This is a genomic window from Hymenobacter piscis (assembly GCF_018760735.1).
Classification (GTDB): domain Bacteria; phylum Bacteroidota; class Bacteroidia; order Cytophagales; family Hymenobacteraceae; genus Hymenobacter; species Hymenobacter piscis.
In genome coordinates this window covers 1-22,467 of the sequence record NZ_JAHHZN010000029.1, presented here as the reverse complement: position 1 = coordinate 22,467, position 22,467 = coordinate 1, and the positions used below count along the sequence as shown (strand labels likewise).

Genomic DNA, 22,467 nt, shown 5'->3' with positions numbered 1-22,467 from the left:
GCCCCGCGCTACCGGCCCAGCCGCAGCCGGCAGCCTGTTTCTCCCCTCCTGTTTCCCGCTTTCGTCCGGCTGCTGCGGCCGGGCCCGGCGGGGTGTCACCTAGCCCTTCGTATCGCATGACCCGCGCGTCGCTCCTGCACCTTCTCGACCACGTAACCGGGATTTCGGACGCCGAAATCCGCGAGTTGGAACAGCTGGCGGCCGCGTTTCCCTACTGCCAGACGGCCCACGTGCTGCTGGCCAAGGCTGCCCACGACCGGGGCAGCATGCTGGCCGGCCAGCGCCTGCGCCGGGCGGCCACCTACGCCGCCGACCGGGAATTGCTGCGCCAGCTGCTGGAGCGGCCCGCCACCGCGCCGGCCCCGGCTTCAGCTGCCGTAGCACAAAAGGCTCCCCCCACCGAAAAAATCCGGGTTACGGATGAGCCGGCGGCGCCCGAAACCGACCTGTTCGCGGTAGCAGCACCCGGGCTTTCGGGCGCTTCAGATAATGCAGAAGCCATCGAACAGCCCGCTTCCGAGGCCGGAATGGCTGATACGGCTCTTGAAGAGCCAGTCGTTGCGGAGAAGACACCGGTAGTGGAAGTCAGCACTCCCGCAGAGCTCCAGGAAGCCGACGCAGAGGCCATTACCGGCACCGGGGCAGCCCAGCCGGAAACGATGGATGTAGCCGCCGATACTTCTGAGCCAGAGGCCGCAACGGAGCCGGAAGCAGCCGATTTGGACGCCGCAGTACCGCCCGCCCTGGAGGACACACCTGCTGCAGAGGAAACAGCTGACTCTGAGCCCGAGCCTATTCCAGTTGCCGTTGCCGAACCGGAGTCTGAAATTGCTCCTGAACCGGCCGTTGCGGCGGAAGAAGTGGCCACCGAGGCTGCGCCGGTTGCCGCAACGGAACCGGTTGCCGCAACGGAACCGGTTGCCGCACCGGAACCGGATGGGGCGACAGTTACTGCCAAACCGGCCGACGATACGGCTTTAGCAATGGTCCCGGAAACGGTAGAACCGGCCGTTGAGCCAGCTGCCGTTACAGCGGAGTTGGAGCCCGAGGCTGCCGAAGCGTCCGAGCCAGCTGCCGCCGACGACCTGCTGCCGGCCGTGGCCCCGCCCATCCGGCCGCCGGTGGAAGCGGGCATTTCCCGGTTTGAGTTCGGGCTGGGTGGCTCCCGACTGCCGGAACCCTCGGGCTACCAGCTCCCGGACGCGGACGACAACGACGAGGAATCGGCGGAGCTGCCGACGCTGAGCTCCGTGGCCGCCCCGGCCGTCACGGCCCCGTTCCGGGCCGATGCCGACCTGGGCTACGCCCTGGGTGCGGGCAGCCGCCTGGGCTACGATTTGCAGCCCCACGACGGCTTCACCCTGGATTTGCCCCTGGAATCGTTTTTCGAGCCCGACGCCCTGCTGCTGGCTCATGCCCGGGCCCACCAGTACAAACCCAAAACCTCGTCGCTCGACCTGATCAACCGCTTCCTCAAGGTGCAGCCCCGCATCAAGACGCCCGGCGTCCCTCTGCCCGCCGCTGAGCAGGCTGATTTATCGGTACCCAGCACCAGTGCCGCCCCGGCCCTGGCATCGGAAAGTCTGGCCAAAATCATGATCCGGCAGGGTAAAGTGGAGAAAGCCGTTGAAATATATGAGCGCCTGATGGCGCGCCAGCCCGAAAAAAAGGCGTACTTTGCCGAGCAAATTCAACAACTGCAACAACCCCCGGAGTAGATGTATTACGTTCTGATTGCCCTCATTCTTCTTGTTTGCCTGCTGCTTTCGTTGGTAGTACTGGCCCAAAACCCCAAAGGCGGCGGCATTTCCAGCCAGTTCGGCTCGGGCGGCGCCGCCCAGATGATGGGCGTGAAGCGCACTGGCGACCTGCTGGAGAAACTCACCTGGGGCTTCGCCATTGGCCTGATGGTGCTGAGCCTGGGCTCCTACGTGGTGGGTGGCCCTTCGCAGGCCGGCCCCGTTCGCAGCATTAATCAGCAGAAGGCCCTTGAAAGCCGCCTCCCAGCCCAGCCCGCCCCGGCCGCTGCTCCCGGCGTGGGTGCCCCAACGGCCGCGCCAGCTACGGCCCCCGCGGCCCCGGCTACGGCTCCCGCAGCCGCGCCTGCCCCGGCACCTGCCAACTAGCTTTACCCGTTTAGGCTTGCAAAGCCGGTGGTTCCTGAACGGAGCCACCGGCTTTTTTACGTTCGGAGCAGCCCGTGGCACAACCTCCCGTCTGGCAGCCCGCTTGTTGGCAGCCCGCTTACCCGTTGAGTACCGATTGGTGGTGGCCGGAAGCACCGGACGGGTGCCGGACTCCCCCATCCCATGCCACGGATCCTCATTCTCTGCCACGGCTGACAGCCTCATGGTGCAAACCTGACCGAAAACGCCCTAAAACTGTCCATTCTGTCAGGTTTAGGCGGGCTGGCACAGAAGCTGTAGCGCAGCCGCTACCACCTAGTTTTCTAGTTTCAAGTAAACCTTTCAACCAAAACGTACAATATGTCGCTTAGCATCAAACCGCTGGCTGACCGCGTTATCATCGCGCCTGCCGCCGCCGAGGAAAAAACCAAATCGGGTATCATCATTCCCGATACGGCCAAGGAAAAGCCCCAGCGCGGCGAAGTAGTTGCCGTGGGCGAAGGGAAAGTAGCCGACAACGGCACGACCATCAAGCCTCAGGTGAAAACCGGCGACCAGGTGCTCTACGGCAAATACGCCGGCACCGAAATCACCGTGGACGGTCAGGACTACCTCATTATGAAGGAGTCGGACATTTTCGCCGTGCTCTAAGCCGCCCCGGCTGCCCTTTCTTTCTGACTTCTTTTAATACCCTCTTCTAAGATGGCTAAGAACATCCAATTCGATACTGAAGGCCGCGACAAACTCAAGCGCGGCGTTGATAAACTGGCCAATGCCGTGAAGGTAACCCTGGGCCCCAAAGGCCGCAACGTGGTTATCGACAAGAAATTCGGCGCCCCGAGCATTACCAAGGACGGCGTGACCGTGGCCAAGGAAATTGAGCTCAAGGACCCCGTAGAGAACATGGGCGCCCAGCTGGTGAAGGAAGTAGCCAGCAAAACCGCCGACCAGGCCGGTGACGGCACCACCACGGCTACGGTACTGGCCCAGGCCATCTACGCGGCCGGCTCCAAGAACGTAGCCGCCGGCGCCAACCCCATGGACCTCAAGCGCGGCATCGACAAGGCTGTACAAGCTGTTGTTGCCAACCTGAAGTCGCAGTCGAAGAAGATTGAGAACTCCTCGGAAATTGCCCAGGTAGGCGCTATTTCGGCCAACAACGACATGGAAATCGGCAAAATGATTGCCGACGCCATGGACAAAGTGGGCAAGGAAGGCGTGATTACCGTGGAAGAAGCCCGCGGCACCGAAACCGAAGTAAAAACGGTGGAAGGCATGCAGTTCGACCGCGGCTACCTCTCCCCTTACTTCGTGACCAACCCGGAGAAGATGGAGGCCGAGTTCGACAACCCCTACGTGCTCATCTACGACAAGAAAGTGAGCACCATGAAGGAGTTGCTGCCCGTACTGGAGCAGGTGGTGCAGACCGGCAAAGCCCTGGTTATCATCTCCGAGGACGTGGACGGCGAGGCCCTGGCCACGCTGGTGGTAAACAAGCTGCGCGGCTCGCTCAAAATTGCCGCCGTGAAAGCCCCCGGCTTCGGCGACCGTCGCAAAGCCATGCTGGAAGACATTGCCGTGCTGACCGGCGGTACCGTGATTTCGGAAGAGCGCGGCTACAAGCTCGACGCCGCAACGCTCGAATACCTCGGCCAGGCCGAAAAAATCATCATTGACAAGGACAACACCACGATTGTCAATGGCAAGGGCGAGAAGGAAACCATCACGGCCCGCATCAACGAGATTAAGGCCCAGATCGGTACTACCACTTCCGACTACGACAAGGAGAAGCTCCAGGAGCGCCTCGCCAAGCTCTCGGGCGGCGTGGCCATCCTCTACATCGGCGCTTCGACGGAAGTAGAGATGAAGGAGAAGAAAGACCGCGTAGATGATGCCCTGCACGCCACCCGCGCCGCCGTAGAGGAAGGCGTGGTACCCGGCGGCGGCGTGGCCCTGGTGCGCGCCCTCGATGCCCTGGAAGCCGTAGATACCCTCAACGGCGACGAGCGGACCGGTGTCAACATTATCCGCACGGCCCTGGAGGCTCCCCTGCGCACCATTGTGGCCAACGCCGGTGGCGAAGGCTCGGTAGTGGTGCAGAAAGTGCGCGAAGGCAAAGCCGACTACGGCTACAACGCCCGCGAGGACCGCTACGAGAACCTGATGTCGGCCGGTATTCTGGACCCGACCAAGGTAACGCGCCTGGCCCTGGAGAATGCCGCTTCGATTGCCGGCCTGCTCCTGACCACCGAGTGCGTGATTTCCGATGAGCCCGAAGAAGACAAAGGCGGCGCAGCTGCCGGCGGCGGCATGGGCGGCATGGGCGGCGGCATGGGCGGCATGATGTAAGGCACAAATCAGCGCCGCTATTTGCGCTGACTAGGCTGCTTCGAACGTCCTCCGTTCTGCCAGTTTAGTAAAAAAGCCCCGCTGGATTTCGGTCCGGCGGGGCTTTTTGCGCGTAGAGAGTGGCGGGTTTCAATCTACTTACGCGTATAAAATGGACAAGAACATCACCGACATTGCCGGTACCTGGCCCCTGGCCAATGGCGTAGACATTCCCTACCTGGGCCTGGGCGTGTGGCAGGCCGAAGACGGCGCGGAAGTGCAGCAGGCGGTAAAATGGGCGCTGGAAGCCGGTTACCGGCACATTGACACGGCCTCCATATATAAGAATGAGGAGGGCGTCGGGCAGGCCATCCGGGAGAGCGGGGTGCCGCGGGCGGAAGTGTTTGTTACCAGCAAAGTCTGGAATACCGACCAGGGCTACGACGCCACGCTGCGGGCCTTCGATGCCAGTCTGGCCCGTCTTGGCCTGGAAACGCTCGACCTCTACCTGATTCACTGGCCCGTGGCCGGGAAGTCGGCGGATACGTGGCGGGCACTGGAGAAGCTGTACGCCGACGGCCGGGTGCGCGCTATTGGCGTCAGCAACTTCCTCCAGCACCACCTTGAGGAACTGCTGACGACGGCCACCGTGAAGCCGATGGTCAACCAGCTGGAGTTTCATCCGTGGCTGGTGCAGCCGGAGTTGCAGGCCTACTGCCGGCAGCACGGCATTCAGTACCAGGCCTGGTCGCCGCTTATGCAGGGCAAAATATTCGAGCAGGACATCGTGAACGATCTGGCCCGTAAGTACGGCAAGTCGCCGGCCCAGATTCTGGTGCGCTGGGACTTGCAGCGCGGCGTGGTCACGATTCCCAAGTCGGTGAAACAGGCCCACATCATCAGCAACGCAGACGTGTTCGACTTCGAGCTGACCGCGGATGAGCTGGCCTATATCGATGGCCTGGACCGTCACGAGCGTCTCGGCCCCGACCCGGATACGTTTCCGAAGTAGCAGTTGCCCAGACATAAAGAGCCCCGCCAGACCTGGGTCCGGCGGGGCTCTTTGCTGACCTTAACCGTGATGTCCGCATTAGCGAAATCACGGTTAATAAGCGGCAATTAGCTATTTACCGGCTCGCTCATCATTTGGGTGAGCTTGCGGTAGATGAGGAACAGTACCAGCGAAGCGGCGGCCGAGAGGAATACGAAAATCATGAAGAACTCGTAGAGGCCCGTGATTTCGAAGCCCACGAAGTGCGGAGCCGGCTTGCCGGGCTCGGGGTAGAGGGCGCTCAGCACGCCAGCGAACTTGTTGCCGGCGGCGGTAGCCAGGAACCACACGGCCATCAGCAGGGACGCAAAGCGCAGCGGGGCCAGCTTGTTCACCAGAGCCAGACCAATCGGCGACAGGCACAGCTCCCCGAAGGTGTGCATCAGGTACATCGTGATGAGCCAGAACATGCTCACTTTGGTGCTGGCATCCACGCCCTTCACGCCGAAGGCAATGATAAGGTAGCCCACGGCCAGGAACATGAGGCCGATGGACATTTTCAGGGGCGAGGAGGGCTCGATGCCGCGCTTGCCCATAAACGTCCAGATCACCGCAAATACCGGGGCGAATAGGATGATGAACAGGGCGTTAGCCGACTGGAAGTAGGAAGCCGGCACCGTGTAGGAGCCCAGCTGGCGGTCCGTCTGCTCGTCGGCGAAGAAGGTCAGCGACGCGCCGGCCTGCTCGAATGCGCCCCAGAAGAAGATTACGAAGAAGCTCAGAATCAGGATAACGTAGATTTTCTGCCGTTCCCGGGACGTGAGCGAATCATCGGCCAGTACGGCAATCGGCGTCACAATCATGGCCGCGAACACGAAGGCCCCGACCCAGTCGTAGCTCATGAGCCAGGCAATGGCGGCGTACACCACCACGAAAATGCCAATGAGCATGGGCAGCTTGCTGGCGAAGCTCTTGGCAACCGGCTGGTCGATGGTTTGGGCCCGCACGGGGGCGTCGGTGTTCACGGGCACTACGGGCGAGTTGGCCACGGCCTGCTCGGGCTTTGCTCCCAGGGCTTCACCGGTGGCCGTTATCACGTACTTGTTCTTGAACAGCTCGAAAGTGAGTGAGCCAATGAGCATGCCGATGCCGGCGGCTAGGAAACCCCACTTGAAATCTTCGGGGTTACCGGTGTTGCCCAGCGTGCCGCACACCAGGGGCGAGAAAAACGCACCCAGGTTGATGCCCATGTAGAAGATGGTGTAGGCAGAGTCGATGCGGCTGTCACCGGCCGGGTACAGCGAGCCCACCATCGAGGAGATGTTGGGTTTGAAGAAGCCGTTGCCGAAAATCAGCAGGCCCAGGCCCAGCATGAACAGCAGCAGCTGAGTTTGCGGGGCGGTGGCCTGGCCGGCCGAGTACATGGAAGCCGAGAAGAAGAGCGCAAACTGGCCTAACGCCATCATCAGGCCGCCTACCAGAATGGAACGGCGGTTGCCCCAGTAGCGGTCGGCTACGTAGCCCCCCAGCAGCGGGGTCAGGTACACCAGGCTGGTATAGTTGCCGTAGATGAGGGAGGAGTACTCCTTATCAAATACCAGCGCCTGCGTCATATACAGAATAAGCAGCGCCCGCATGCCGTAATAACTGAACCGTTCCCACATTTCGGTGGCGAACAGGACGTACAGGCCCGTCGGGTGACTCTGGGACGTGGGGGGTACTGGCTGCTGGACAGCGGAGGTTGTTTGCATGAAAAAGGTGAATGAGGAAATGGAAAGGGGAAATCCCGCCAGCTGCAACCAGCGGGGGTTGGTAAAACTACAAAAGTTTCCCAACCCTTGCGAAATAGGCTGCGTTAGCCGGGTTCGACCCGATAAATCGATAATCGACAGCGAATTTTCGCTATTTTTTAGCATTCTCCGCTTTTGCTACGGCTTTTTGCCTATTTTTGCCCTCAGATTCCCCACGAATTTCCCACCCACCCCCAACCCCGTTTTCGGCCCGTTATGCTAGATTCTGCCGCCAACGCCCGCCTCGCCCCCCTGGGCATTTCCCACGCTGCTCAGGTGCACCTCAACCTCACGCCCGCCGCCCTGGTCGAAGAAGCCCTGCGCCGCGGCGAAGGCACGCTCACCGACACCGGCGCCCTGATGGCCGATACCGGTGCCTTCACCGGCCGCTCCCCCAAGGACCGCTTCGTGGTGAAGGACGCCAACACCCAGGACAGCGTCTGGTGGGGCGACATCAACATTCCCTTCGAGGCCGATAAGTTCGACCAGTTGCACGCCAAGATGGTGCAGTACCTGGCAGACAAGGAAATTTACGTGCGCGACGCCTACGCCGGGGCCAACCCCGCCTACGAGCTCAAGCTGCGCGTAGTGAATGAGTTGGCCTGGCACAACCTATTCTGCTACAACATGTTCCTGCGCCCCGAGGCTGGCGCGGATACCAGCTGGACGCCCGATTTCAGCATCATCTGCGCCCCCGGCTTCGAGGCCGACCCGGCCGTGGACGGCACCCGCCAGAAGAACTTCGCCATCCTCAACTTCACCAAGAAGATGATTCTGATTGGCGGCACGGGCTACGCCGGCGAGATGAAGAAGGGCATTTTCGGGGTGCTCAACTACCTGCTGCCCCACGAGCAGAACACGCTCAGCATGCACTGCTCGGCCAACGTGGGCGAGAAAGGTGATACGGCCGTGTTCTTCGGCCTCTCGGGCACCGGCAAAACCACCCTCTCCGCCGACCCGAACCGCGGCCTCATCGGCGACGACGAGCACGGCTGGACCCCGGACGCGGGCATCTTCAACTTCGAGGGCGGCTGCTACGCCAAGGTAATTGACCTGAGCCGCGAGAAGGAGCCCCAGATCTGGGACGCCATCCGCTTCGGCTCCATCGTGGAGAACACGCGCTTCGTGCCCGGCACCCACACGGTGGACTACGCCAACAAGAGCGTGACCGAGAACACGCGCACGGCCTACCCCATCCACTACATCGACAACGCCATTGAGCCCTCGGTGGCCGAGGCGCCCAAGAACATCTTCTTCCTGACGGCCGATGCCTTCGGGGTGCTGCCCCCCATCAGCAAGCTCGACAAGAGCCACGCCATGTACCACTTCATGAGCGGCTACACGGCCAAGGTGGCGGGCACCGAAATGGGCGTTACCGAGCCCCAGACCACGTTCTCGGCCTGTTTCGGCGCCGTATTCCTGCCCCTGCACCCCACCAGGTACGCCGAGATGCTGGGCCAGAAGATGGACGAAAACCCCGACGTGAACGTGTGGCTCATCAACACGGGCTGGACGGGCGGCTCCTACGGCACGGGCTCGCGCATGAAGCTGAGCTTTACCCGGGCCATGATTACGGCCGCCCTCAACGGCCAGCTCGACGACGTGCAGTTCACCAAGCACCCCATCTTTGGGGTGGCCGTGCCCGCCGCCGTGCCCGGCGTGCCCACCGACATCCTGGACCCGCGCAATACCTGGGCCGACCAGGAAGAGTACGACAAAACGGCCGGCAGCCTGGCCGAGAAGTTCGTGAAGAACTTCCAGAAGTACGCCGACTACGCCAACGAGGAAATTCTGGCCGGCGCTCCGGCCACGGCCGTTACGGCGGGCGTGTAGATGCTGTTCGTTGAGTGAAAAGCCCCGCCGGTTTTGCACCGGCGGGGCTTTTTTTGTTGAGCCCGGTGCGTTTAAACGGGCGTTTATAGCGTCAGTGGTCGGTATTTCCTCTAATTTGCCACCCCCTTTCGTTTTCCTTCTTACCTGCCCTATGCGCAAACTTTTGTTCCCGCTCCTGTTGCTGTTGCTCACTCCCCTGCACCTGTGGGCCTGGGGGGTGGATGGTCACCGCGCCATCGCCAAAATTGCCGAACAGCACCTAACCCGCGCCGCCCGCCGCGAAATCAGGCAGCTGCTGGGCCCCGAAAGCTTCCCGCTCATCAGCACCTGGCCCGACGAAATTCGCTACTACCCCGAGGGCAAGGAAACCGGCCCCTGGCACTACGTGAACACGCCCTCGGGCCTGAACCACGACCAGTACGTGCAGGACCTTAACGCCCAGACTGGGCCCAACGCCTACCAGGCTTTGCAAACCCAGCTTCGTCTGCTCACCGACAGCGGTGCCACCCAGACTCAGCGCCTGGAGGCCCTCAAATACGTGGTTCACATTGTGGGCGACATTCACCAGCCCATGCACGCGGGACACGCTGAGGATAAGGGCGGTAACGACATCAAAATCAAGTACCGGGGCCGCGACACCAACCTGCACAGCCTCTGGGACAGCGGCCTGCTCGACTACCAGGGCCTGACTTACACTGAAATGGCCCGGCAGTACGACTGCAAGATTCCCCGCCGGACCGTTCGCCGCCTGCAAGGCACCGCCCCGGCCGAGTGGCTGTGGGAATCTTACCAGGCCAGTGAGCAGATTTACCGGGAAGTACCTACCGGTTCCGACGTGAACTACGCCTACTATCCCGCCCACGCCCAACTGATGCAGCAGCGTATTAAAGATGCCGGTATCCGGCTGGCCGGCCTGCTTAACGAGGTGTTTGGCTGATTCCGGCTATTTCCCGCTTAACACAAAAATCCCCCGACAGCCAGGCTGCCGGGGGATTTTTGTGGGCCGATGGGGCTGGATTAATTATCGGAGTAGCCCGGGGCCTGGGGCTGGCCGTTGCGGGCCGGCTGCGTATCAGTGGGCGTCGGGCCGGTGGTTTCCTTCTGGGTGCCGAGCCAGGTGGCCAGGGCGGCCACGCCGGCACCGGCGGCTCCTACCAGCAGGGCCGTGCGCAGCCGGGGGCTGCCGGTCGTTACGGTTTCGGTGTAGTAGCTGGTTTCGCGGGTGGTGCCGGGGTAGTTGCCGCGCTCCTGGAGGTTGCCCATGGGCCGGTCGAGGCCGTTTTGTTCCAGCGGCCGGGCCGGAGCGTCGGACTTCGACTGCTTGGCGAAGCCTTTTTCCATGAACGTATCGAGCAGGGCGGGTGTCCAGTGGCTCAGGCCAATCATGGCCTTACCGCCGCCGCCCACTACCACGTCGCGCTCGGCCGTGGCGGCGCAGTGCAGAATGGCGCGGGCCACGGTTTCGGGCGCGTACACGGGCGGGGCGTGCTTGGGTACGCGCTCCAGGTAATTCTTGGCGTGCAGCGGGTAAGGCGTATCAATGGCCGCGGGCTGGATCAGCGTCACCGAAACCGGGGCATCTTCCATCTCCAATTCCATGCGCAGGCCGTCGGTGAAGCCCTTCACAGCGTGCTTGCTGGCCGAGTACATGGTTTGCAGGATGGCCGTGATGTCGGAGAGCACGCTGCCCACGTTGATGAGGGCCCCGCCGTTCTTTTTCAGGTGTTTCACGGCTTCGAGCGAGCCGTTCACGAGGCCCCAGAAGTTCACTTCGAACAGTTGGCGCATGTCCTCCACGGGTACTTCTTCCAGCTTGCCGTAGATGCTTACGCCGGCGTTGTTAATCCAGGTATCGAAGCCGCCGAAGGTGCTGGTGGCTACTTCCGCCAGGTGCTGCACCTGCTCGGGCCGGCTCACGTCGGTGACCACGTAGGTGGCCTGACCACCAGCCTGCTTGATTTCATTGGTGAGCTGGCGCAGGGCGTCTTCGCTGCGGGCGGCCAGCACCAGTTTGGCCCCGGCCTTGGCGGCCAACCGGGCCGTTACTAGGCCGATACCCGAAGAAGCGCCGGTGATGACAATGGTTTGCTGGGAAAGTTTTTTGAGGTTGGTTTTCATAAGAAAGGGCGGAAAAGAAACGTAATAATCAGAAGATGAATACCTGTATCTACGACCCGCGCCGCCTTTCCGTTATGTTGGGCCTACTAGTCTGGTGATTCCGAAGGGCGGTTTCATCCTACCTTTGCCTCATGCCCCACACCTTCTTCGCCCCCGACCTCACGCCCGCCACTCCCACTTACACCCTGCCCGAGGACGAAAGCAAGCACGCCGTGCGGGTGCTGCGCCTGCAGGAGGGCGATGCGGTGACGCTGGTCAATGGCCAAGGCGGCGTGTTCGGGGCCGAAGTGAGCGACGCCAGCCCCAAACGCTGCCAGTTGCGAGTAGTGAGCGAGGAGCAGGTGCCGCCCCGCTCCTTTCAGGTGCACCTGGCCGTGGCGCCCACCAAAAACCTCGACCGCATGGAGTGGCTGGTGGAAAAAGCCACCGAAATTGGCGTCGATACCCTCACGTTCCTGCGCTGCGCCCGCTCCGAGCGCCGCGACCTAAAGCTGGAGCGCCTGGAGAAAATTGCCGTCAGCGCCCTCAAGCAGTCGGGCCAGGCCTGGCTGCCCCGGCTCACCGAACTCACCGATTACGCCCGCTTCCTGCCCACCACGGCGCCCGCCACCACCTTCATTGCCCACCTTGAAGACGGGGAGCGCACGCCCCTCTCCCGGGTAGCCGCCGCCGAAGCCGGCTGCTGCATCCTCATCGGCCCGGAAGGCGACTTCACGCCCCAGGAAATCGAGGCCGCCTTTGCCCGGGGCATCCGGCCCGTTACGCTGGGCAGTTCCCGCCTCCGCACCGAAACGGCGGCCCTGGCGGCCGTACACACCGTGCACGTGGCGCGGGAACTGGCCGGACTTTAGCCGTCCGCCAGCGCCGATTCATCGGCCTGGGAGTCCTCGGCGGCGAGCCGGGCAGCTTCTCTGGCCAGCCTCTTCTTGCGCCAGGGTGCGTCCTGCTCCCAGTCGCCGGCCATGAGGCAACCGTAGGGCCGGATTTCGTCGATAACGGTGGCCAGGTTGAACTCCCCAATTTGTTGCTGCACGTCGGCGGCGTTTTTGTAGGCACTGGGCAGCTCAGAAATATCGATGCGGTTGAAGAAGAAGCGGGCGTCGATGCCCTGAGTTTCTTCCGCGAAAAGCGCTTCCCTGGTCTGGCCCAGCTTGCTGCGCTTGTGGCCGGTGCGGCTCAGGTTGCGGCCGGCCCCGTGGGGCGCAAAGCCCAGGTTGGTGGCGGTGGTAGTGCCTTCCACAATCAGAATGGGCTCGGCCATGTTCAGCGGAATGATGCGCGGCCCGGTAATGTCGGGCATAAACTTGGGGTCGAGCGGGGTGGCGCCTTTGGCGTGGTAGTACAGGTCGCCGTCGCGGAACACGAAGTTGTGCTCGTTCCAGTACCGCTGCTGCACTGGCGCGCCCAGCGCCGCCGCCACGGCCTCGTGCAGGCACAGGTGGTTTTGCTTGGTCCACTTGCGGATGGTTTGCAGGGCCGCCCAATACTGCTGCCCCTCCTCCGACCCGGCGGGAATCCAGGCGTTGTGGGGCGAAGTTTCGGGCGAGAGGGCCTGGCGGAACCGCTCGGCTACCTGCATGCCCTGCTTGTAGAGCTGGGCGCCCGGTCCCCGGGAGCCGTGGTGGGTCACGAGCATGGTGTCGCCGGTATTGCGCGAGACGCCCACGTAGAGGAAGTGGTTGCCGTCGCCCTGGGTGCCCAGGTGCTCGCGGGCCGCGCTGAGGCTACGCCGGGAATTCAGGAACGGGTTGTTGCGGAATTCGGCCTCAATATCGGCGGGCAGGATAAACTGCCGGTCTTCGGAGCGGCCACCGGGACCAAAGTGGGTAATTTGCTGGGCCAGATCAAGCACCTGCCTGGGCTCCACCCGGCCCAGGTTGGTGAGCATCACCGAGCAGCAGATATCGGCGCTGTGCATGCCGGGGTGAATGGCATTGCGCGCCACCACAATGCCCCCCACCGGAATGGTGCCGAGCGGGCCGGCCGGACAGGCATCGGGCATGATGGCGCCCGCCACCACCGTGGGCGTGCGCATGAGCTGCTGCATCGACTGCCGCACGTAGTCGATGTTATCCTGCTCCACCGGCGTATCGGCGCGGATATTCTCGTGAAATGGCACGGGCTGGGCCAGCAGCGGCAGTTGCGGAGCGGGCCGGTGGGCGTCGAGGTAGGCCTCCAGTTCCTCTTCACTCAGATCGTGGGTATTGAGATATTCCAGCGCTTCTTTGAACCACTTACCGGGCCGGAGCCCCCTTGCTACTAAATCCTTACCTGTCAGCATCGTTGGTAGTTACTCGTATAATTCGGTTGGTAAGAAACGGAATTTACCGCGGATTCGGCCCGCAAAAGCCCAATCGGCTACCGTTGAACGACATTTCCCGCACCCGCCGGCTTCAGCAACTGCCGCAACGCCGCCAGATGCGCCAGCAGCACCACGGGCACCACGAAGGCGGGCAGCCACACGTAAGGAAAGCGTGCCAGCGCCACGTTGGGCTGCTCAAAGGCAAACTGCTGGAACGGCCCCGGTGCCGACAGCAGCCCCAACCGCACGATGTTGCCCAGCAAAACCAGCCCCGCCGCGTGCCAAAAAAGCAACCCGGCCCGGCCCAGCGCCCGGCGGCGGTAGGCGGCGTAGTACACCAGCGGCGCCGTGAGGCCCACGAGAATATCCCAGTTGCGGCCTTCGAAGGTCATGAGCCGGGGTACGGCCTGGTAGTGGTAGAGCCCGAACAGCACTAGCTCCACCGGCACCCGCACCACGTGCAGCAGCGTCAGGCGGTCGGGGCGCAGGGCATCCAGGAAGCGGCGGCCCCGGGCGGTGGCCAGCACCCCCGCCAGCAGCAGTAGCGGCGGCCCCACCACCAGCGCAAACCGGGGCGGCAGCGTGTTAGTGACGGTATAGAAGCCGCGGCCGGCCAGCAACGCCTGCCCTGGCAGCCACAGCAGCAGGATCAGTAGCAGGAGCCGACTGCGGGCCCCGGCCCACAACAGCAGGCCCAGCGTCAGGGCGGTAGTCAGAACGAAGGCCAAGTCGAGCGCGAAGGGAACCGGGGGCATAGTTGGGATATAGCGGATCAGTAGATAGATAGTGAGCAGCCTGTACGGAGTGCTTACCTTGCGGGGCAAGCCGAACTTTCCCGGCTGGTGCGCAATTATAGGTAAATCCCGTTTGCCCCAGGCTCCTGCTTCCATGCCCAAATCCTTTTTCGCCCTGGCTCTGCTCCTGCTGCTCAGCCTCACGGCCGCCGCGCCCGTAACGCCGGCCGCGCCCAGCTTCCGCATTGCCAAGCTGCACTACGGCGGCGGCGGCGACTGGTACGCCAACAAAACCAGTCTGCCCAACCTCATCCGCTTCTGCAACCAGGCGCTGGGCACCAACATCGGCCCCGACGAAGCCACCGTGGAGCTCGATTCGCCGGAGCTGCTCACCTACCCCTTCGTGCACATGACCGGCCACGGCAACGTCACGTTTTCCGACGCCGACGCCCGCAACCTGCGCCGCTACCTGCTGGGCGGTGGGTTCCTGCACATCGACGACAACTACGGCCTCGACAAGTTCATCCGGCCCGAGATGAAGAAGGTATTCCCCGAGCTGGACTTCGTGGAACTGCCCTTCACCCACCCCATCTACCACCAGAAATTCCAGTTTCCGCGGGGCCTGCCCAAAATTCACGAGCACGACGGCAAGCGCCCCCAGGGCTTCGGGCTGCTTTACAAGGGCCGGCTGGTGTGCTTCTACAGCTTCGAGTGCGACCTGGGCAACGGCTGGGAAGACCTGGGTACCTACCCCGAAGACACCCCCGCCACCCACGAAGCGGCCCTGAAAATGGGCGCCAACCTGGTCACCTACGCCCTGACCCAGGACTAGCGGTGAATGAGTGAATGAGTGAATGAGTGAACTGTTCTGTCATGGCAAGGCATGTGGCGTATCAAGCCAGTGTCCGCGAAGCAATCCGTTCTTCTCAGGGGATACAACCTTTTTTCAGCACGAAGCCCCTGGCGTCCGCACGTCAGGGGCTTTGCGTTTATCTGGGCTTTGGACTACGTGAAGGACGGATTGCTTCGTTGTACCTCCTCGCAATGACATTCACTCACTCACCACTTCACTCATTCACTACTTCACCGCTTCACCATTTCCGCCCCAGGATTTCGCTGAGCACGAAGGCGGCGCGCAGGTCGGCGGGGGTTTTCAGCAGGTCGTTGAGGGTGCGGCGGGTTTGCTGGGCCGGGGCCGGTTTAGGCAGGCTCCAGTAGTCTTCCTGGCCGTGCTGGGTGCTGGCGCGGGGCGCAGTATCGGCGCGGCGCGGGGCGCGCCAGGGGGCTTCGAGGGAACGGGCCTCGGGGGCGGCGTCTTCCAGGGAACGGCTTTCGACCTCCGTTCTTTCCTGAGTGCGGGCAAAGCGGCCCCGGGGTTCGGTTATGGTTCTTTCTTCGGCCAGGCGCTCGGCGGTTGAGGTCGGGTCGGATGGGGCGGCGGCCTCCTGGTTCTGGCGCTGCATCCGGGCCAGCAGTTCCTCAAACGACAGGTTCGGCGCCGGGGCCGCCGGCCGGGGCTCAGGTCGGGTACTGGTGCCGACGTTCTGTCGGGCCGTTTGCGGCGGCTGCCTGCGGCGCGCTTCCTCGGCCTGCTGCCTGAATTTCTGCACCAGCTGCCAGATGAACACCCCAAGGGCTACCAGCACCCAGATAATTACTTTGACGTTTTCCATGAGCGGGGACGAGGTGTGTGGCGCGGCCGTATTTCGCCGCAGAGAAAGCGGACCGGTGCACGGAGGAACCCTAACGTACGCCTTTTTCGGGGAAGCGGCCCTTTTTAGTGCGGTAGAAAGCCTTGATTTCCTCCAGGTCTTTTTCGTAGTCGCCGGTGGGCCAGAAAGCCGGGCCCACGCCGGCCTCCTTCTTTTCGTAATCGAGGTAGCCGAGCTGAATGGGCACGCCGGCGCCGAGGGCGGCGTGGTAGAAGCCCTTGCGCCACTTGGGCTGGTAGCTGCGGGTTCCTTCCGGGGTAATAAGAATGACCAGCTCCTCCCGCTCCTGAAACAGCTGCACCATGCCGTCGACGAGGCTGTTGTTTCTGCTGCGGTCCACGGCCAACCCACCCAGACTGCGCACCAGCGCCCCCAGCACCGGAATGGTGGTCCACTCCTTTTTGATGGTGAGCTTCACGTCCACGTCCATCAGAAAGAAGGCAGCCCGGGCAAAAATGAAGTCCCAGTTGCTGGTGTGGGGCGCGGCAATCATCATGCTTTTCCTGATGTTGGCCGGCACGCGCGGGCCCAGGTGCCAGCCAGCCAGCGCAAAAATGGCTTTGGAGATGTAGTACCAGAAAGTAGAAGTCTTGCGCGCCATAAGCAGAAGAAAAGGTAGCCGGGTGGAAATTGCAGGGTGCTACCGAAACCCAAAGCTAGAAAATTGCCTCGTAAGCACCCGGGGCCGGGCCTCAGGCCAGCAGGGCCCGCAGCTCGGCGGCCCGGCTCAGCGTGTAGCGGTAGCCAATGTCGAATAGTTCGGGGGCCTGGCGGAAGCTCATGGTGCGGTACTGGCGCAGTTCGGGCGGCTCGAGCAGCAGGTGGCAGCGCTGCTTGCTGAGGACCGTGTTGCCGGCAATGGCCAGGTTGAGCGTGCGCTCCAGCAGGCTGCGCAGGTTGTGCACCTGGGCCTGCGGGTTGGGCGGATTGCAGTGCACCCCCACCACCCGCAGCCCCGGGTGGTCGGCCTCCAGCAGCACGTCCACGGGCAGGTTGTTGAGCAGGCCGCCATCCACCAGCTGCCGGCCCTGGTACTGCACCGGTCGGTAGAGCACGGGCACGGCCGAGGAGGCCAGCAGCGGCGGCACCAGCGGGCCGCTGGAAAACCGCACCGATTCGCCCGCCACAATATCGGTGGCCACCAGCGTGAGGGGCAGCCGCAGCTGCTCGAACGTGGCGTCAGGGCCCAGGTGTTGCTCAAAGAGCCGGCCCACGGCGTCCATGTGCAGCAGCCCGGAGCGGCTCAGGGCCACCCGCGTCAGGCGCGGAATGCTCACGCCCTGCAACCGGCGCATGATTTCGCGGGGCGGCACCCCGGACGCGTAGAATGTAGCCGCAATGGCCCCCGACGATACCCCCGCCAGCCGCACCACCGGCAGCCCCAACTCATCCAGGGCCGCCAGCACCCCCAAATGGGCAATACCCCGCGCCCCACCCCCGGAAAGTGCCAGTCCTAACATGGAGGTGAGATGGTGAGATGGTGAAATGGTGAGTGGATGTTTCGGGAGCCTGATGGCGTAGCCTGGGTACGACTGAGTGAGTACGCCGTGGTTCCCTGATGAACTGCTGAACATGCGCATCCACCTGGCATTCCAGCGCCAGTTGCGCCATCAGGGCCAGCCAAACCTCCACTCACCATTTCACCACCTCACATTCCTACAGCTCCGAGAGGCGGAACCGCTCGGCTACTTTGATGCCGCGCTCGGTGTGCTCCACCGTGATGCACTCGGTCTGATGGTCATGCTCGAGCACCAGCACCCAGTTCTCGTCGGCGGCCTGCTGGAGGAGGCGGGCTTTTTCGTCCATTGTGAGCAGGGGGCGCACGTCGTAGCTCATCACGTAGGGCAGGCCCACGTGGTGGGCGCTGGGCAGCAGGTCGGCGGCAAAGACCACCGTGCGGCCCTGGTAGGCCAGCTGGGGCAGCATCATCTTCTCGGTGTGCCCATCCACGAAAAGCAGGTTCTGCAGGGCGGGCAACGCGTTGGGCACGCCCGCCGCGGGGTCGATGAACTGCAGGTGGCCGCTTTCCTGGATGGGTCGGATGTTCTCGGTCAGGAAGCTGGCTTTTTCGCGGGGGTTGGGCGTCAGGGCCCAGTTCCAGTGGGCTTCGTTGCTCCAGTAGGTGGCGTTGGGGAAGGCCAGGTGGAGCTTGTCGTCGGGGGTGCGCACCACGGCCCCGCCGCAGTGGTCGAAGTGCAGGTGGGTCAGCAGTACGTCGGTGATGTCGGAGGCCGTGTAGCCCAGACGGCGCAGGGACTTTTCCAGCGTATCGTTGCCGTGCAGGTAAAAATGGCCCCGGAACTTCGCGTCCTGCTTGTCGCCGATGCCGGTATCCACCAGCACCAGCCGGCCCGCGTCCTCAATCAACAGGCAGCGCAGGGCCCAGGTGCACATGTTGTGCTCGTCGGCGGGGTTGAGCTTCTGCCACATGCTCTTGGGCACCACCCCAAACATGGCCCCGCCATCGAGCTTGAACAATCCGGTATCGAGCGCGTGAACTTTCATTTTTTGGCTGTTCGCTTTTGGCTGTCAGCTATTGGCTCCCGTCAACTGAAAAAACGATCAGCGAACAGCCAAAAGCGAACAGCTTAAAAAATATTACTCCAGCACCACGCCCATGGCCGAGAACTTATCGATGCGCTGGCTGATGCGCTCCTCGGCGGGCAGGGCTTCGAGTTCGTCGAGGGTGTCGAGGATGGTCTTTTTAAGGGTACTGATCATGGTGGCCGCGTCGGTGTGGGCCCCGCCGAGGGGCTCCTTCACGATGGCGTCCACGAGCTGGTTGCCCAGCATGTCGGTGGCCGTGAGCTTGAGGGCTTCGGCGGCCTGCTCCTTGTAATCCCAGCTGCGCCACAGGATGCTGCTGCACGACTCGGGCGAAATCACGGAGTACCAGGTGTTTTCCAGCATCAGCACCCGGTCGCCGATGGCAATGCCCAGGGCCCCGCCCGAGGCGCCCTCGCCGATGATGATGCAGATAACGGGCACCTTGAGCAGAAACATCTCCTTCAGGTTGCGGGCAATGGCCTCGCCCTGCCCCCGCTCCTCGGCCTCCAGGCCCGGAAACGCGCCGGGCGTGTCGATGAGCGTGACGATGGGTTTGCCGAATTTTTCGGCCAGCTTCATCAGGCGCAGGGCCTTGCGGTAGCCCTCGGGGTTGGGCATGCCGAAGTTGCGGAACTGGCGCTGCTTGGTGTTGCGGCCCTTCTGCTGCCCGATAAACATCACCGAACGGCCGTCGATTTCGGCAAAACCGCCCACCATGGCCTTGTCGTCGGCCACGGTCCGGTCGCCGTGCAGCTCCACGAACTTCTGGGTCATGCCCTGAATGTAGTCGAGGGTGTAGGGGCGCTCGGGGTGGCGCGAGAGCTGCACGCGCTGCCAGCGGGTGAGGTTGGCGTAGGTTTCCTTCTTAAGGGTTTTGATTTTGGCTTCGAGCGCCGCTACCGCTTCCGATACGTCCACCTGGCTGTCGAGGGCCAGTTGTTGCATTTCGCGGAGCTTGCCTTCGAGCGCGGCAATGGGTTGTTCAAAATCGAGGAGCAGGGCCACAACTAAAGAGCTTCAGGGGGGTGCGAAGGGGAATTGAGATACTGGCAAAGGTAAGCGACGGGGCCGATACCGCCCACAGCCCGCCCCCGCCGATTGCAGAGAAAAACTTTCTGCCTGATAAACAGCCCTCCACGAATTTTCGGGGCGTTTTCGGCATTTATTTTCGGGTTGGGTATTGCGCAGCTCGGTTCGGCCCTCTACTTTTGCATCATCAAAACGGAAAACGACGCACGGTCAGCCCCGGTTTGAGAACTGGTTCGGTAGTTCAGTTGGTTAGAATGCCGCCCTGTCACGGCGGAGGTCGCGGGTTCGAGTCCCGTCCGGACCGCAAAGGCCCCTTAGCTTCGGCTGAGGGGCCTTTTGCTTTTTCCGGCATTTGGTGCCGCTGGCGGATTCACCCGCGCCGGTCAGTGCCGGGAAGCAGTTACGCTGAGGTGGGGTGATCAGGCGTCAATTCCACCTTCCGCCCACCCCCAAATCCGGCCTTTGCGGAGCGCGGCCATTATTTTTCAAGTATTTTTTTTCGGAGCTATCCTATTTACTGACAGCGGTATATCACTTCAAAAACCGCCTTCATGGGCAGATAGGGCAGGTTTTTGTTTGCACAGCCCAAATCGGCCTCCTATATTTGCATCATCAAAACGGAAACGACGCACGGTCAGCCCCGGTTTGAGAACTGGTTCGGTAGTTCAGTTGGTTAGAATGCCGCCCTGTCACGGCGGAGGTCGCGGGTTCGAGTCCCGTCCGGACCGCAAAGGCCCCTCAGCTTCGGCTGAGGGGCCTTTTGCTTTTTCCAGCCTGTTCCCTACTCCCCCCCGAACGCAGGCCAGTAAACTGCTGGCGGCTCCGGCTTACCCTCTGCCCTACGGCCGAGCTTGGTCGCCGCGCCTGCTGGCGGCCTTTTCGTATCTTCGGGGACTTTGGCCGCCCTGCGCTGCCGCTGGTCCGGCCCCCGAACCATTGGGGCTGCGGCCGGTTTTCCGCTCTCTCGTAAGCTCCTCCGTAGTTTCTGCCTCCTGCAATGGTTGACCGCACCTCTCTTTTCACCGCCGACGAATCCCGGCGGCAACAAGCCCTGCACGGCTTTTATATTGCCGGTACTGCCCCGGAAAAACTTTTTGATGATCTGGCCGCCCTGGTTGCCAAACTTTTCGGCACCCCCATCAGCCTGATTTCCCTCGTCAGCCGCGACCAAGTGCACTTTAAAGCCCAGGCCGGGCTGCCCGGCGCCACGGCCGTGCCCCGCGAAGACAGCCTGTGCTCGGTGGTAGTACTCAAGAGCGATACGGTGGTGTTCGAAAACCTGCAGAAGTCTCCCTGCGCCCTCGTCAACCCGGAAGTGGCCCAGGCCCTGGAGCTGCGCTTCTACGCCGGCTCGCCGTTGCTCGACGAAAACGGCCAGGCCATCGGGGCCCTTTGCGTGATTGACCACCAGCCCCGCACGTTCACCGCCCAGGAAAAGGACCTGTTGCAGCGGCTGGCCTCGGTGGTGATGCGCACGGTGGAGCTGCGCCTGGCCTCCATCAAGGACCCCAGCCCCACCAACCTGCAGCTGCAGCTGGCGTTTCAGTCGCTGCAGTACGCCATTGACCGCATCACGGAACTGCTGCGGCGGCCGCGGGCCGGCGAAGGTCCGGTCGCCCGCGGCGGCGACCAGAACTTCGAGTACCGGGTGGTCAACGAAATCATCGACTACGTTGACCAGTTTGTGGGCGGCTCCCTGCAGATGCGTCACAACTAGCCGCGCTCCGTACTCCCCTCCTCAGACGGCCGCCGCCGCCCGGGCGGCCAGTTCCTCAATGTCGGCGCGGCGGGCCAGCACGGCCAACCACTCGGGCGGTATGGCGGCCTCGCCGTAGTACAGCCCGGCCAGGCCGCCGGTGACGGCGCCGGTGGTGTCGGTATCGTCGCCGAGGTTGACGGCGGCCAGCACGGTTTCGGCGTAGGTTTCGTGGCGCAGCAGGCACCAGAGCGCTGCTTCCAGGGTGTGCAGCACGTAGCCCCCGCTGTCGATGGCGGTGACGGCCACGTCGGGCAGACGGCCGCTGAGGATGCGCTCGAAATGGTCGGTCTCGTGGGTCGGAATCTTCAGCTTATGGAGCTGGGCCGGGGCCTGCTCGCGCATGGCGGCGTAGGCGGCGGCCGGCGGCCGACCGGCCCGCAGGTGGCGGGCCACTTCCAGATACAGCAGGCAGGCCACCGCCGAGCGAATGTGCCCGTGGGTGATGGCCGACACCTCCCGGATGAGCTGAAAACGCTCCGCCAGCGGGGCCTCGGCCTGATAGAAAGCCAGGGGCAGAATCCGCATCAGGGCGCCGTTGCCGTTGCTATATTCGTCAGTACCGCCGGCCAGAATGAGGTCGGGGTCGGCTTGCAGGCGGTTCAGGGCCTCGCGGGTGGTGATGCCGATATCGAACACCGAGCCGTGGGGCGTCCAGAGGTTTTCGTAGTACCAGCGGCGGCAGTATTCGGCGGTCAGCCCCACCGTGAATCCATCGGCCAGGGCCTGGGCCAGGCAGAACGTGAGCGAGGCGTCGTCGGACCAGGTGCCGGCGGGCTGGTTATGGGTGCCGTAGGCGCGCATGGCTGCCACGGGGTCGAGGCGGCGGGCGGCGCGGCTCTGGAACTCCACGGGCACGCCCAAGGCGTCGCCCACGGCCAGGCCCAGCAGGGCGGCGCGAAACTGGGCTTCGGGGGAGGAATCGGACATATATAGTGGGTTGGGATACCGGGATAATGTGGGCGGCAAGGTAAAGATCCAATGGCTAATCGGCAGCAACAGCCGCCGCTGCGCCAGAACAGCTGTAGGCCCCGGCAGCAGGCTCGGCAAAAATAACCAAAACGCTACACGTAGATAGGACTTACGCAAACCGGAGTGTGGGCTGAGCCAGCTCGCGGCGCAGGTAGTCGTCGAGCAGTCCTTGCTTGAGTTGGTAGACGGTGGTGTTGGCTTGGTAGGCCAGGTGCTTGAGGCGGGCCCA

20 protein-coding genes, 2 tRNA genes and 1 pseudogene are annotated in these 22,467 nt (G+C 63.0%); 12 read left to right on the top strand and 11 right to left on the bottom strand.

The genetic code is table 11. From position 1 onward, the window contains the following. The first annotated feature begins 116 nt into the window (after window positions 1-116). The 5 genes from KLP40_RS19585 to KLP40_RS19565 all read left to right on the top strand — a co-directional run bounded on the left by KLP40_RS19585 (window position 117) and on the right by KLP40_RS19565 (window position 5,466). Complete coding sequence (locus KLP40_RS19585; protein WP_215595530.1) at window positions 117-1,718, top strand: hypothetical protein; 1,602 nt, start codon at window positions 117-119, stop codon at window positions 1,716-1,718. Continuing rightward, window positions 1,719-2,126, top strand: coding sequence for a preprotein translocase subunit SecG (gene secG, locus KLP40_RS19580; RefSeq protein ID WP_215595529.1), 408 nt, complete (start codon window positions 1,719-1,721; stop codon window positions 2,124-2,126). Between the two features lie 360 nt (window positions 2,127-2,486). Next, window positions 2,487-2,777, top strand: coding sequence for a co-chaperone GroES (gene groES / locus KLP40_RS19575; RefSeq protein WP_119656410.1), 291 nt, complete (start codon window positions 2,487-2,489; stop codon window positions 2,775-2,777). A 51-nt stretch (window positions 2,778-2,828) separates the two neighbouring features. Beyond that, the gene (gene groL / locus KLP40_RS19570; RefSeq protein WP_215595528.1) at window positions 2,829-4,475 is read left to right on the top strand and encodes a chaperonin GroEL; all 1,647 of its coding nucleotides are present in this window, start codon (window positions 2,829-2,831) and stop codon (window positions 4,473-4,475) included. Between the two features lie 151 nt (window positions 4,476-4,626). Next, a complete protein-coding gene (locus KLP40_RS19565) occupies window positions 4,627-5,466 on the top strand; it encodes an aldo/keto reductase (RefSeq protein ID WP_215595527.1) in 840 nt (279 codons plus the stop codon). Between the two features lie 107 nt (window positions 5,467-5,573). Here the strand turns inward: KLP40_RS19565 and KLP40_RS19560 are convergent, their stop codons facing one another. Continuing rightward, complete coding sequence (locus KLP40_RS19560) at window positions 5,574-7,196, bottom strand: peptide MFS transporter (protein WP_215595526.1); 1,623 nt, start codon at window positions 7,194-7,196, stop codon at window positions 5,574-5,576. Window positions 7,197-7,451: 255 nt separating this feature from the next. Between KLP40_RS19560 and pckA the strand changes: the two genes are divergently transcribed. Together pckA and KLP40_RS19550 are read left to right on the top strand one after the other, a co-directional pair. Beyond that, the gene (gene pckA, locus KLP40_RS19555; protein ID WP_215595525.1) at window positions 7,452-9,068 is read left to right on the top strand and encodes a phosphoenolpyruvate carboxykinase (ATP); all 1,617 of its coding nucleotides are present in this window, start codon (window positions 7,452-7,454) and stop codon (window positions 9,066-9,068) included. Window positions 9,069-9,219: 151 nt separating this feature from the next. After that, the gene (locus tag KLP40_RS19550; protein WP_215595524.1) at window positions 9,220-10,005 is read left to right on the top strand and encodes a S1/P1 nuclease; all 786 of its coding nucleotides are present in this window, start codon (window positions 9,220-9,222) and stop codon (window positions 10,003-10,005) included. A gap of 80 nt (window positions 10,006-10,085) precedes the next feature. Here the strand turns inward: KLP40_RS19550 and KLP40_RS19545 are convergent, their stop codons facing one another. Beyond that, window positions 10,086-11,186 carry an SDR family oxidoreductase gene (locus KLP40_RS19545; RefSeq protein ID WP_215595523.1) on the bottom strand — a complete coding sequence of 367 codons (1,101 nt, stop codon included), beginning with the start codon at window positions 11,184-11,186 and terminating at the stop codon, window positions 10,086-10,088. A 131-nt stretch (window positions 11,187-11,317) separates the two neighbouring features. Between KLP40_RS19545 and KLP40_RS19540 the strand changes: the two genes are divergently transcribed. After that, window positions 11,318-12,037: a 16S rRNA (uracil(1498)-N(3))-methyltransferase gene (locus KLP40_RS19540; RefSeq protein ID WP_215595522.1), complete on the top strand. Its 720-nt coding sequence runs from the start codon at window positions 11,318-11,320 to the stop codon at window positions 12,035-12,037. Here the strand turns inward: KLP40_RS19540 and KLP40_RS19535 are convergent. Together KLP40_RS19535 and KLP40_RS19530 are read right to left on the bottom strand one after the other, a co-directional pair. Further along, on the bottom strand, window positions 12,034-13,467 hold the full coding sequence (locus KLP40_RS19535) for an RtcB family protein (protein WP_215595521.1): 1,434 nt from the start codon (window positions 13,465-13,467) through the stop codon (window positions 12,034-12,036). The genes KLP40_RS19540 and KLP40_RS19535 overlap by 4 nt on opposite strands. A gap of 77 nt (window positions 13,468-13,544) precedes the next feature. Then, a complete protein-coding gene (locus KLP40_RS19530) occupies window positions 13,545-14,243 on the bottom strand; it encodes a hypothetical protein (protein ID WP_215595520.1) in 699 nt (232 codons plus the stop codon). A 133-nt stretch (window positions 14,244-14,376) separates the two neighbouring features. Here KLP40_RS19530 and KLP40_RS19525 point away from each other — a divergent pair, with 133 nt between their 5' ends. Continuing rightward, window positions 14,377-15,054, top strand: coding sequence for a DUF4159 domain-containing protein (locus tag KLP40_RS19525; protein ID WP_215595519.1), 678 nt, complete (start codon window positions 14,377-14,379; stop codon window positions 15,052-15,054). A gap of 259 nt (window positions 15,055-15,313) precedes the next feature. Here KLP40_RS19525 and KLP40_RS19520 read toward each other — a convergent pair whose 3' ends face one another. From KLP40_RS19520 to KLP40_RS19500, 5 genes are all read right to left on the bottom strand, one after another. Beyond that, a complete protein-coding gene (locus tag KLP40_RS19520; protein WP_215595518.1) occupies window positions 15,314-15,895 on the bottom strand; it encodes a hypothetical protein in 582 nt (193 codons plus the stop codon). 70 nt (window positions 15,896-15,965) lie between these two features. Beyond that, window positions 15,966-16,535 (bottom strand): 1-acyl-sn-glycerol-3-phosphate acyltransferase, encoded by a 570-nt coding sequence (locus KLP40_RS19515; RefSeq protein WP_215595517.1) that lies wholly within the window; start codon window positions 16,533-16,535, stop codon window positions 15,966-15,968. Between the two features lie 91 nt (window positions 16,536-16,626). After that, the gene (locus KLP40_RS19510) at window positions 16,627-17,394 is read right to left on the bottom strand and encodes a patatin-like phospholipase family protein (protein WP_215595516.1); all 768 of its coding nucleotides are present in this window, start codon (window positions 17,392-17,394) and stop codon (window positions 16,627-16,629) included. Window positions 17,395-17,590: 196 nt separating this feature from the next. Further along, window positions 17,591-18,439: an MBL fold metallo-hydrolase gene (locus KLP40_RS19505; protein ID WP_215595515.1), complete on the bottom strand. Its 849-nt coding sequence runs from the start codon at window positions 18,437-18,439 to the stop codon at window positions 17,591-17,593. 93 nt (window positions 18,440-18,532) lie between these two features. Continuing rightward, complete coding sequence (locus KLP40_RS19500; protein WP_215595547.1) at window positions 18,533-19,480, bottom strand: acetyl-CoA carboxylase carboxyltransferase subunit alpha; 948 nt, start codon at window positions 19,478-19,480, stop codon at window positions 18,533-18,535. Window positions 19,481-19,740: 260 nt separating this feature from the next. On the opposite strand from KLP40_RS19500, the gene KLP40_RS19495 reads away from it, so the two are divergent. From KLP40_RS19495 to KLP40_RS19485, 3 genes are all read left to right on the top strand, one after another. Continuing rightward, window positions 19,741-19,814 (top strand) — tRNA-Asp (locus tag KLP40_RS19495). A gap of 350 nt (window positions 19,815-20,164) precedes the next feature. Beyond that, a tRNA-Asp gene (locus KLP40_RS19490) sits at window positions 20,165-20,238 on the top strand. 269 nt (window positions 20,239-20,507) lie between these two features. Beyond that, window positions 20,508-21,227 carry a GAF domain-containing protein gene (locus KLP40_RS19485; RefSeq protein WP_215595514.1) on the top strand — a complete coding sequence of 240 codons (720 nt, stop codon included), beginning with the start codon at window positions 20,508-20,510 and terminating at the stop codon, window positions 21,225-21,227. 21 nt (window positions 21,228-21,248) lie between these two features. On the opposite strand, the gene KLP40_RS19480 is transcribed toward KLP40_RS19485, so the two are convergent. Together KLP40_RS19480 and KLP40_RS21740 are read right to left on the bottom strand one after the other, a co-directional pair. Next, entirely contained in the window at window positions 21,249-22,196 is a 948-nt protein-coding gene (locus KLP40_RS19480) for an ADP-ribosylglycohydrolase family protein (RefSeq protein WP_215595513.1), read from the bottom strand. Between the two features lie 151 nt (window positions 22,197-22,347). After that, a pseudogene (locus tag KLP40_RS21740) lies at window positions 22,348-22,467 on the bottom strand (IS701 family transposase); the annotation flags it as partial.

Coding starts and splice junctions, on each gene's coding strand:
- KLP40_RS19565 (WP_215595527.1), top strand. CDS start 4,627: ATGGACAAGAACATCACCGACATTGCCGGTACCTGGCCCCTGGCCAAT.
- groES (WP_119656410.1), top strand. CDS start 2,487: ATGTCGCTTAGCATCAAACCGCTGGCTGACCGCGTTATCATCGCGCCT.
- KLP40_RS19485 (WP_215595514.1), top strand. CDS start 20,508: ATGGTTGACCGCACCTCTCTTTTCACCGCCGACGAATCCCGGCGGCAA.
- groL (WP_215595528.1), top strand. CDS start 2,829: ATGGCTAAGAACATCCAATTCGATACTGAAGGCCGCGACAAACTCAAG.
- KLP40_RS19530 (WP_215595520.1), bottom strand. CDS start 14,243: ATGCCCCCGGTTCCCTTCGCGCTCGACTTGGCCTTCGTTCTGACTACC.
- KLP40_RS19480 (WP_215595513.1), bottom strand. CDS start 22,196: ATGTCCGATTCCTCCCCCGAAGCCCAGTTTCGCGCCGCCCTGCTGGGC.
- KLP40_RS19520 (WP_215595518.1), bottom strand. CDS start 15,895: ATGGAAAACGTCAAAGTAATTATCTGGGTGCTGGTAGCCCTTGGGGTG.
- secG (WP_215595529.1), top strand. CDS start 1,719: ATGTATTACGTTCTGATTGCCCTCATTCTTCTTGTTTGCCTGCTGCTT.
- KLP40_RS19510 (WP_215595516.1), bottom strand. CDS start 17,394: ATGTTAGGACTGGCACTTTCCGGGGGTGGGGCGCGGGGTATTGCCCAT.
- KLP40_RS19505 (WP_215595515.1), bottom strand. CDS start 18,439: ATGAAAGTTCACGCGCTCGATACCGGATTGTTCAAGCTCGATGGCGGG.
- KLP40_RS19525 (WP_215595519.1), top strand. CDS start 14,377: ATGCCCAAATCCTTTTTCGCCCTGGCTCTGCTCCTGCTGCTCAGCCTC.
- KLP40_RS19515 (WP_215595517.1), bottom strand. CDS start 16,535: ATGGCGCGCAAGACTTCTACTTTCTGGTACTACATCTCCAAAGCCATT.
- KLP40_RS19540 (WP_215595522.1), top strand. CDS start 11,318: ATGCCCCACACCTTCTTCGCCCCCGACCTCACGCCCGCCACTCCCACT.
- KLP40_RS19585 (WP_215595530.1), top strand. CDS start 117: ATGACCCGCGCGTCGCTCCTGCACCTTCTCGACCACGTAACCGGGATT.
- pckA (WP_215595525.1), top strand. CDS start 7,452: ATGCTAGATTCTGCCGCCAACGCCCGCCTCGCCCCCCTGGGCATTTCC.
- KLP40_RS19545 (WP_215595523.1), bottom strand. CDS start 11,186: ATGAAAACCAACCTCAAAAAACTTTCCCAGCAAACCATTGTCATCACC.
- KLP40_RS19550 (WP_215595524.1), top strand. CDS start 9,220: ATGCGCAAACTTTTGTTCCCGCTCCTGTTGCTGTTGCTCACTCCCCTG.
- KLP40_RS19560 (WP_215595526.1), bottom strand. CDS start 7,196: ATGCAAACAACCTCCGCTGTCCAGCAGCCAGTACCCCCCACGTCCCAG.
- KLP40_RS19535 (WP_215595521.1), bottom strand. CDS start 13,467: ATGCTGACAGGTAAGGATTTAGTAGCAAGGGGGCTCCGGCCCGGTAAG.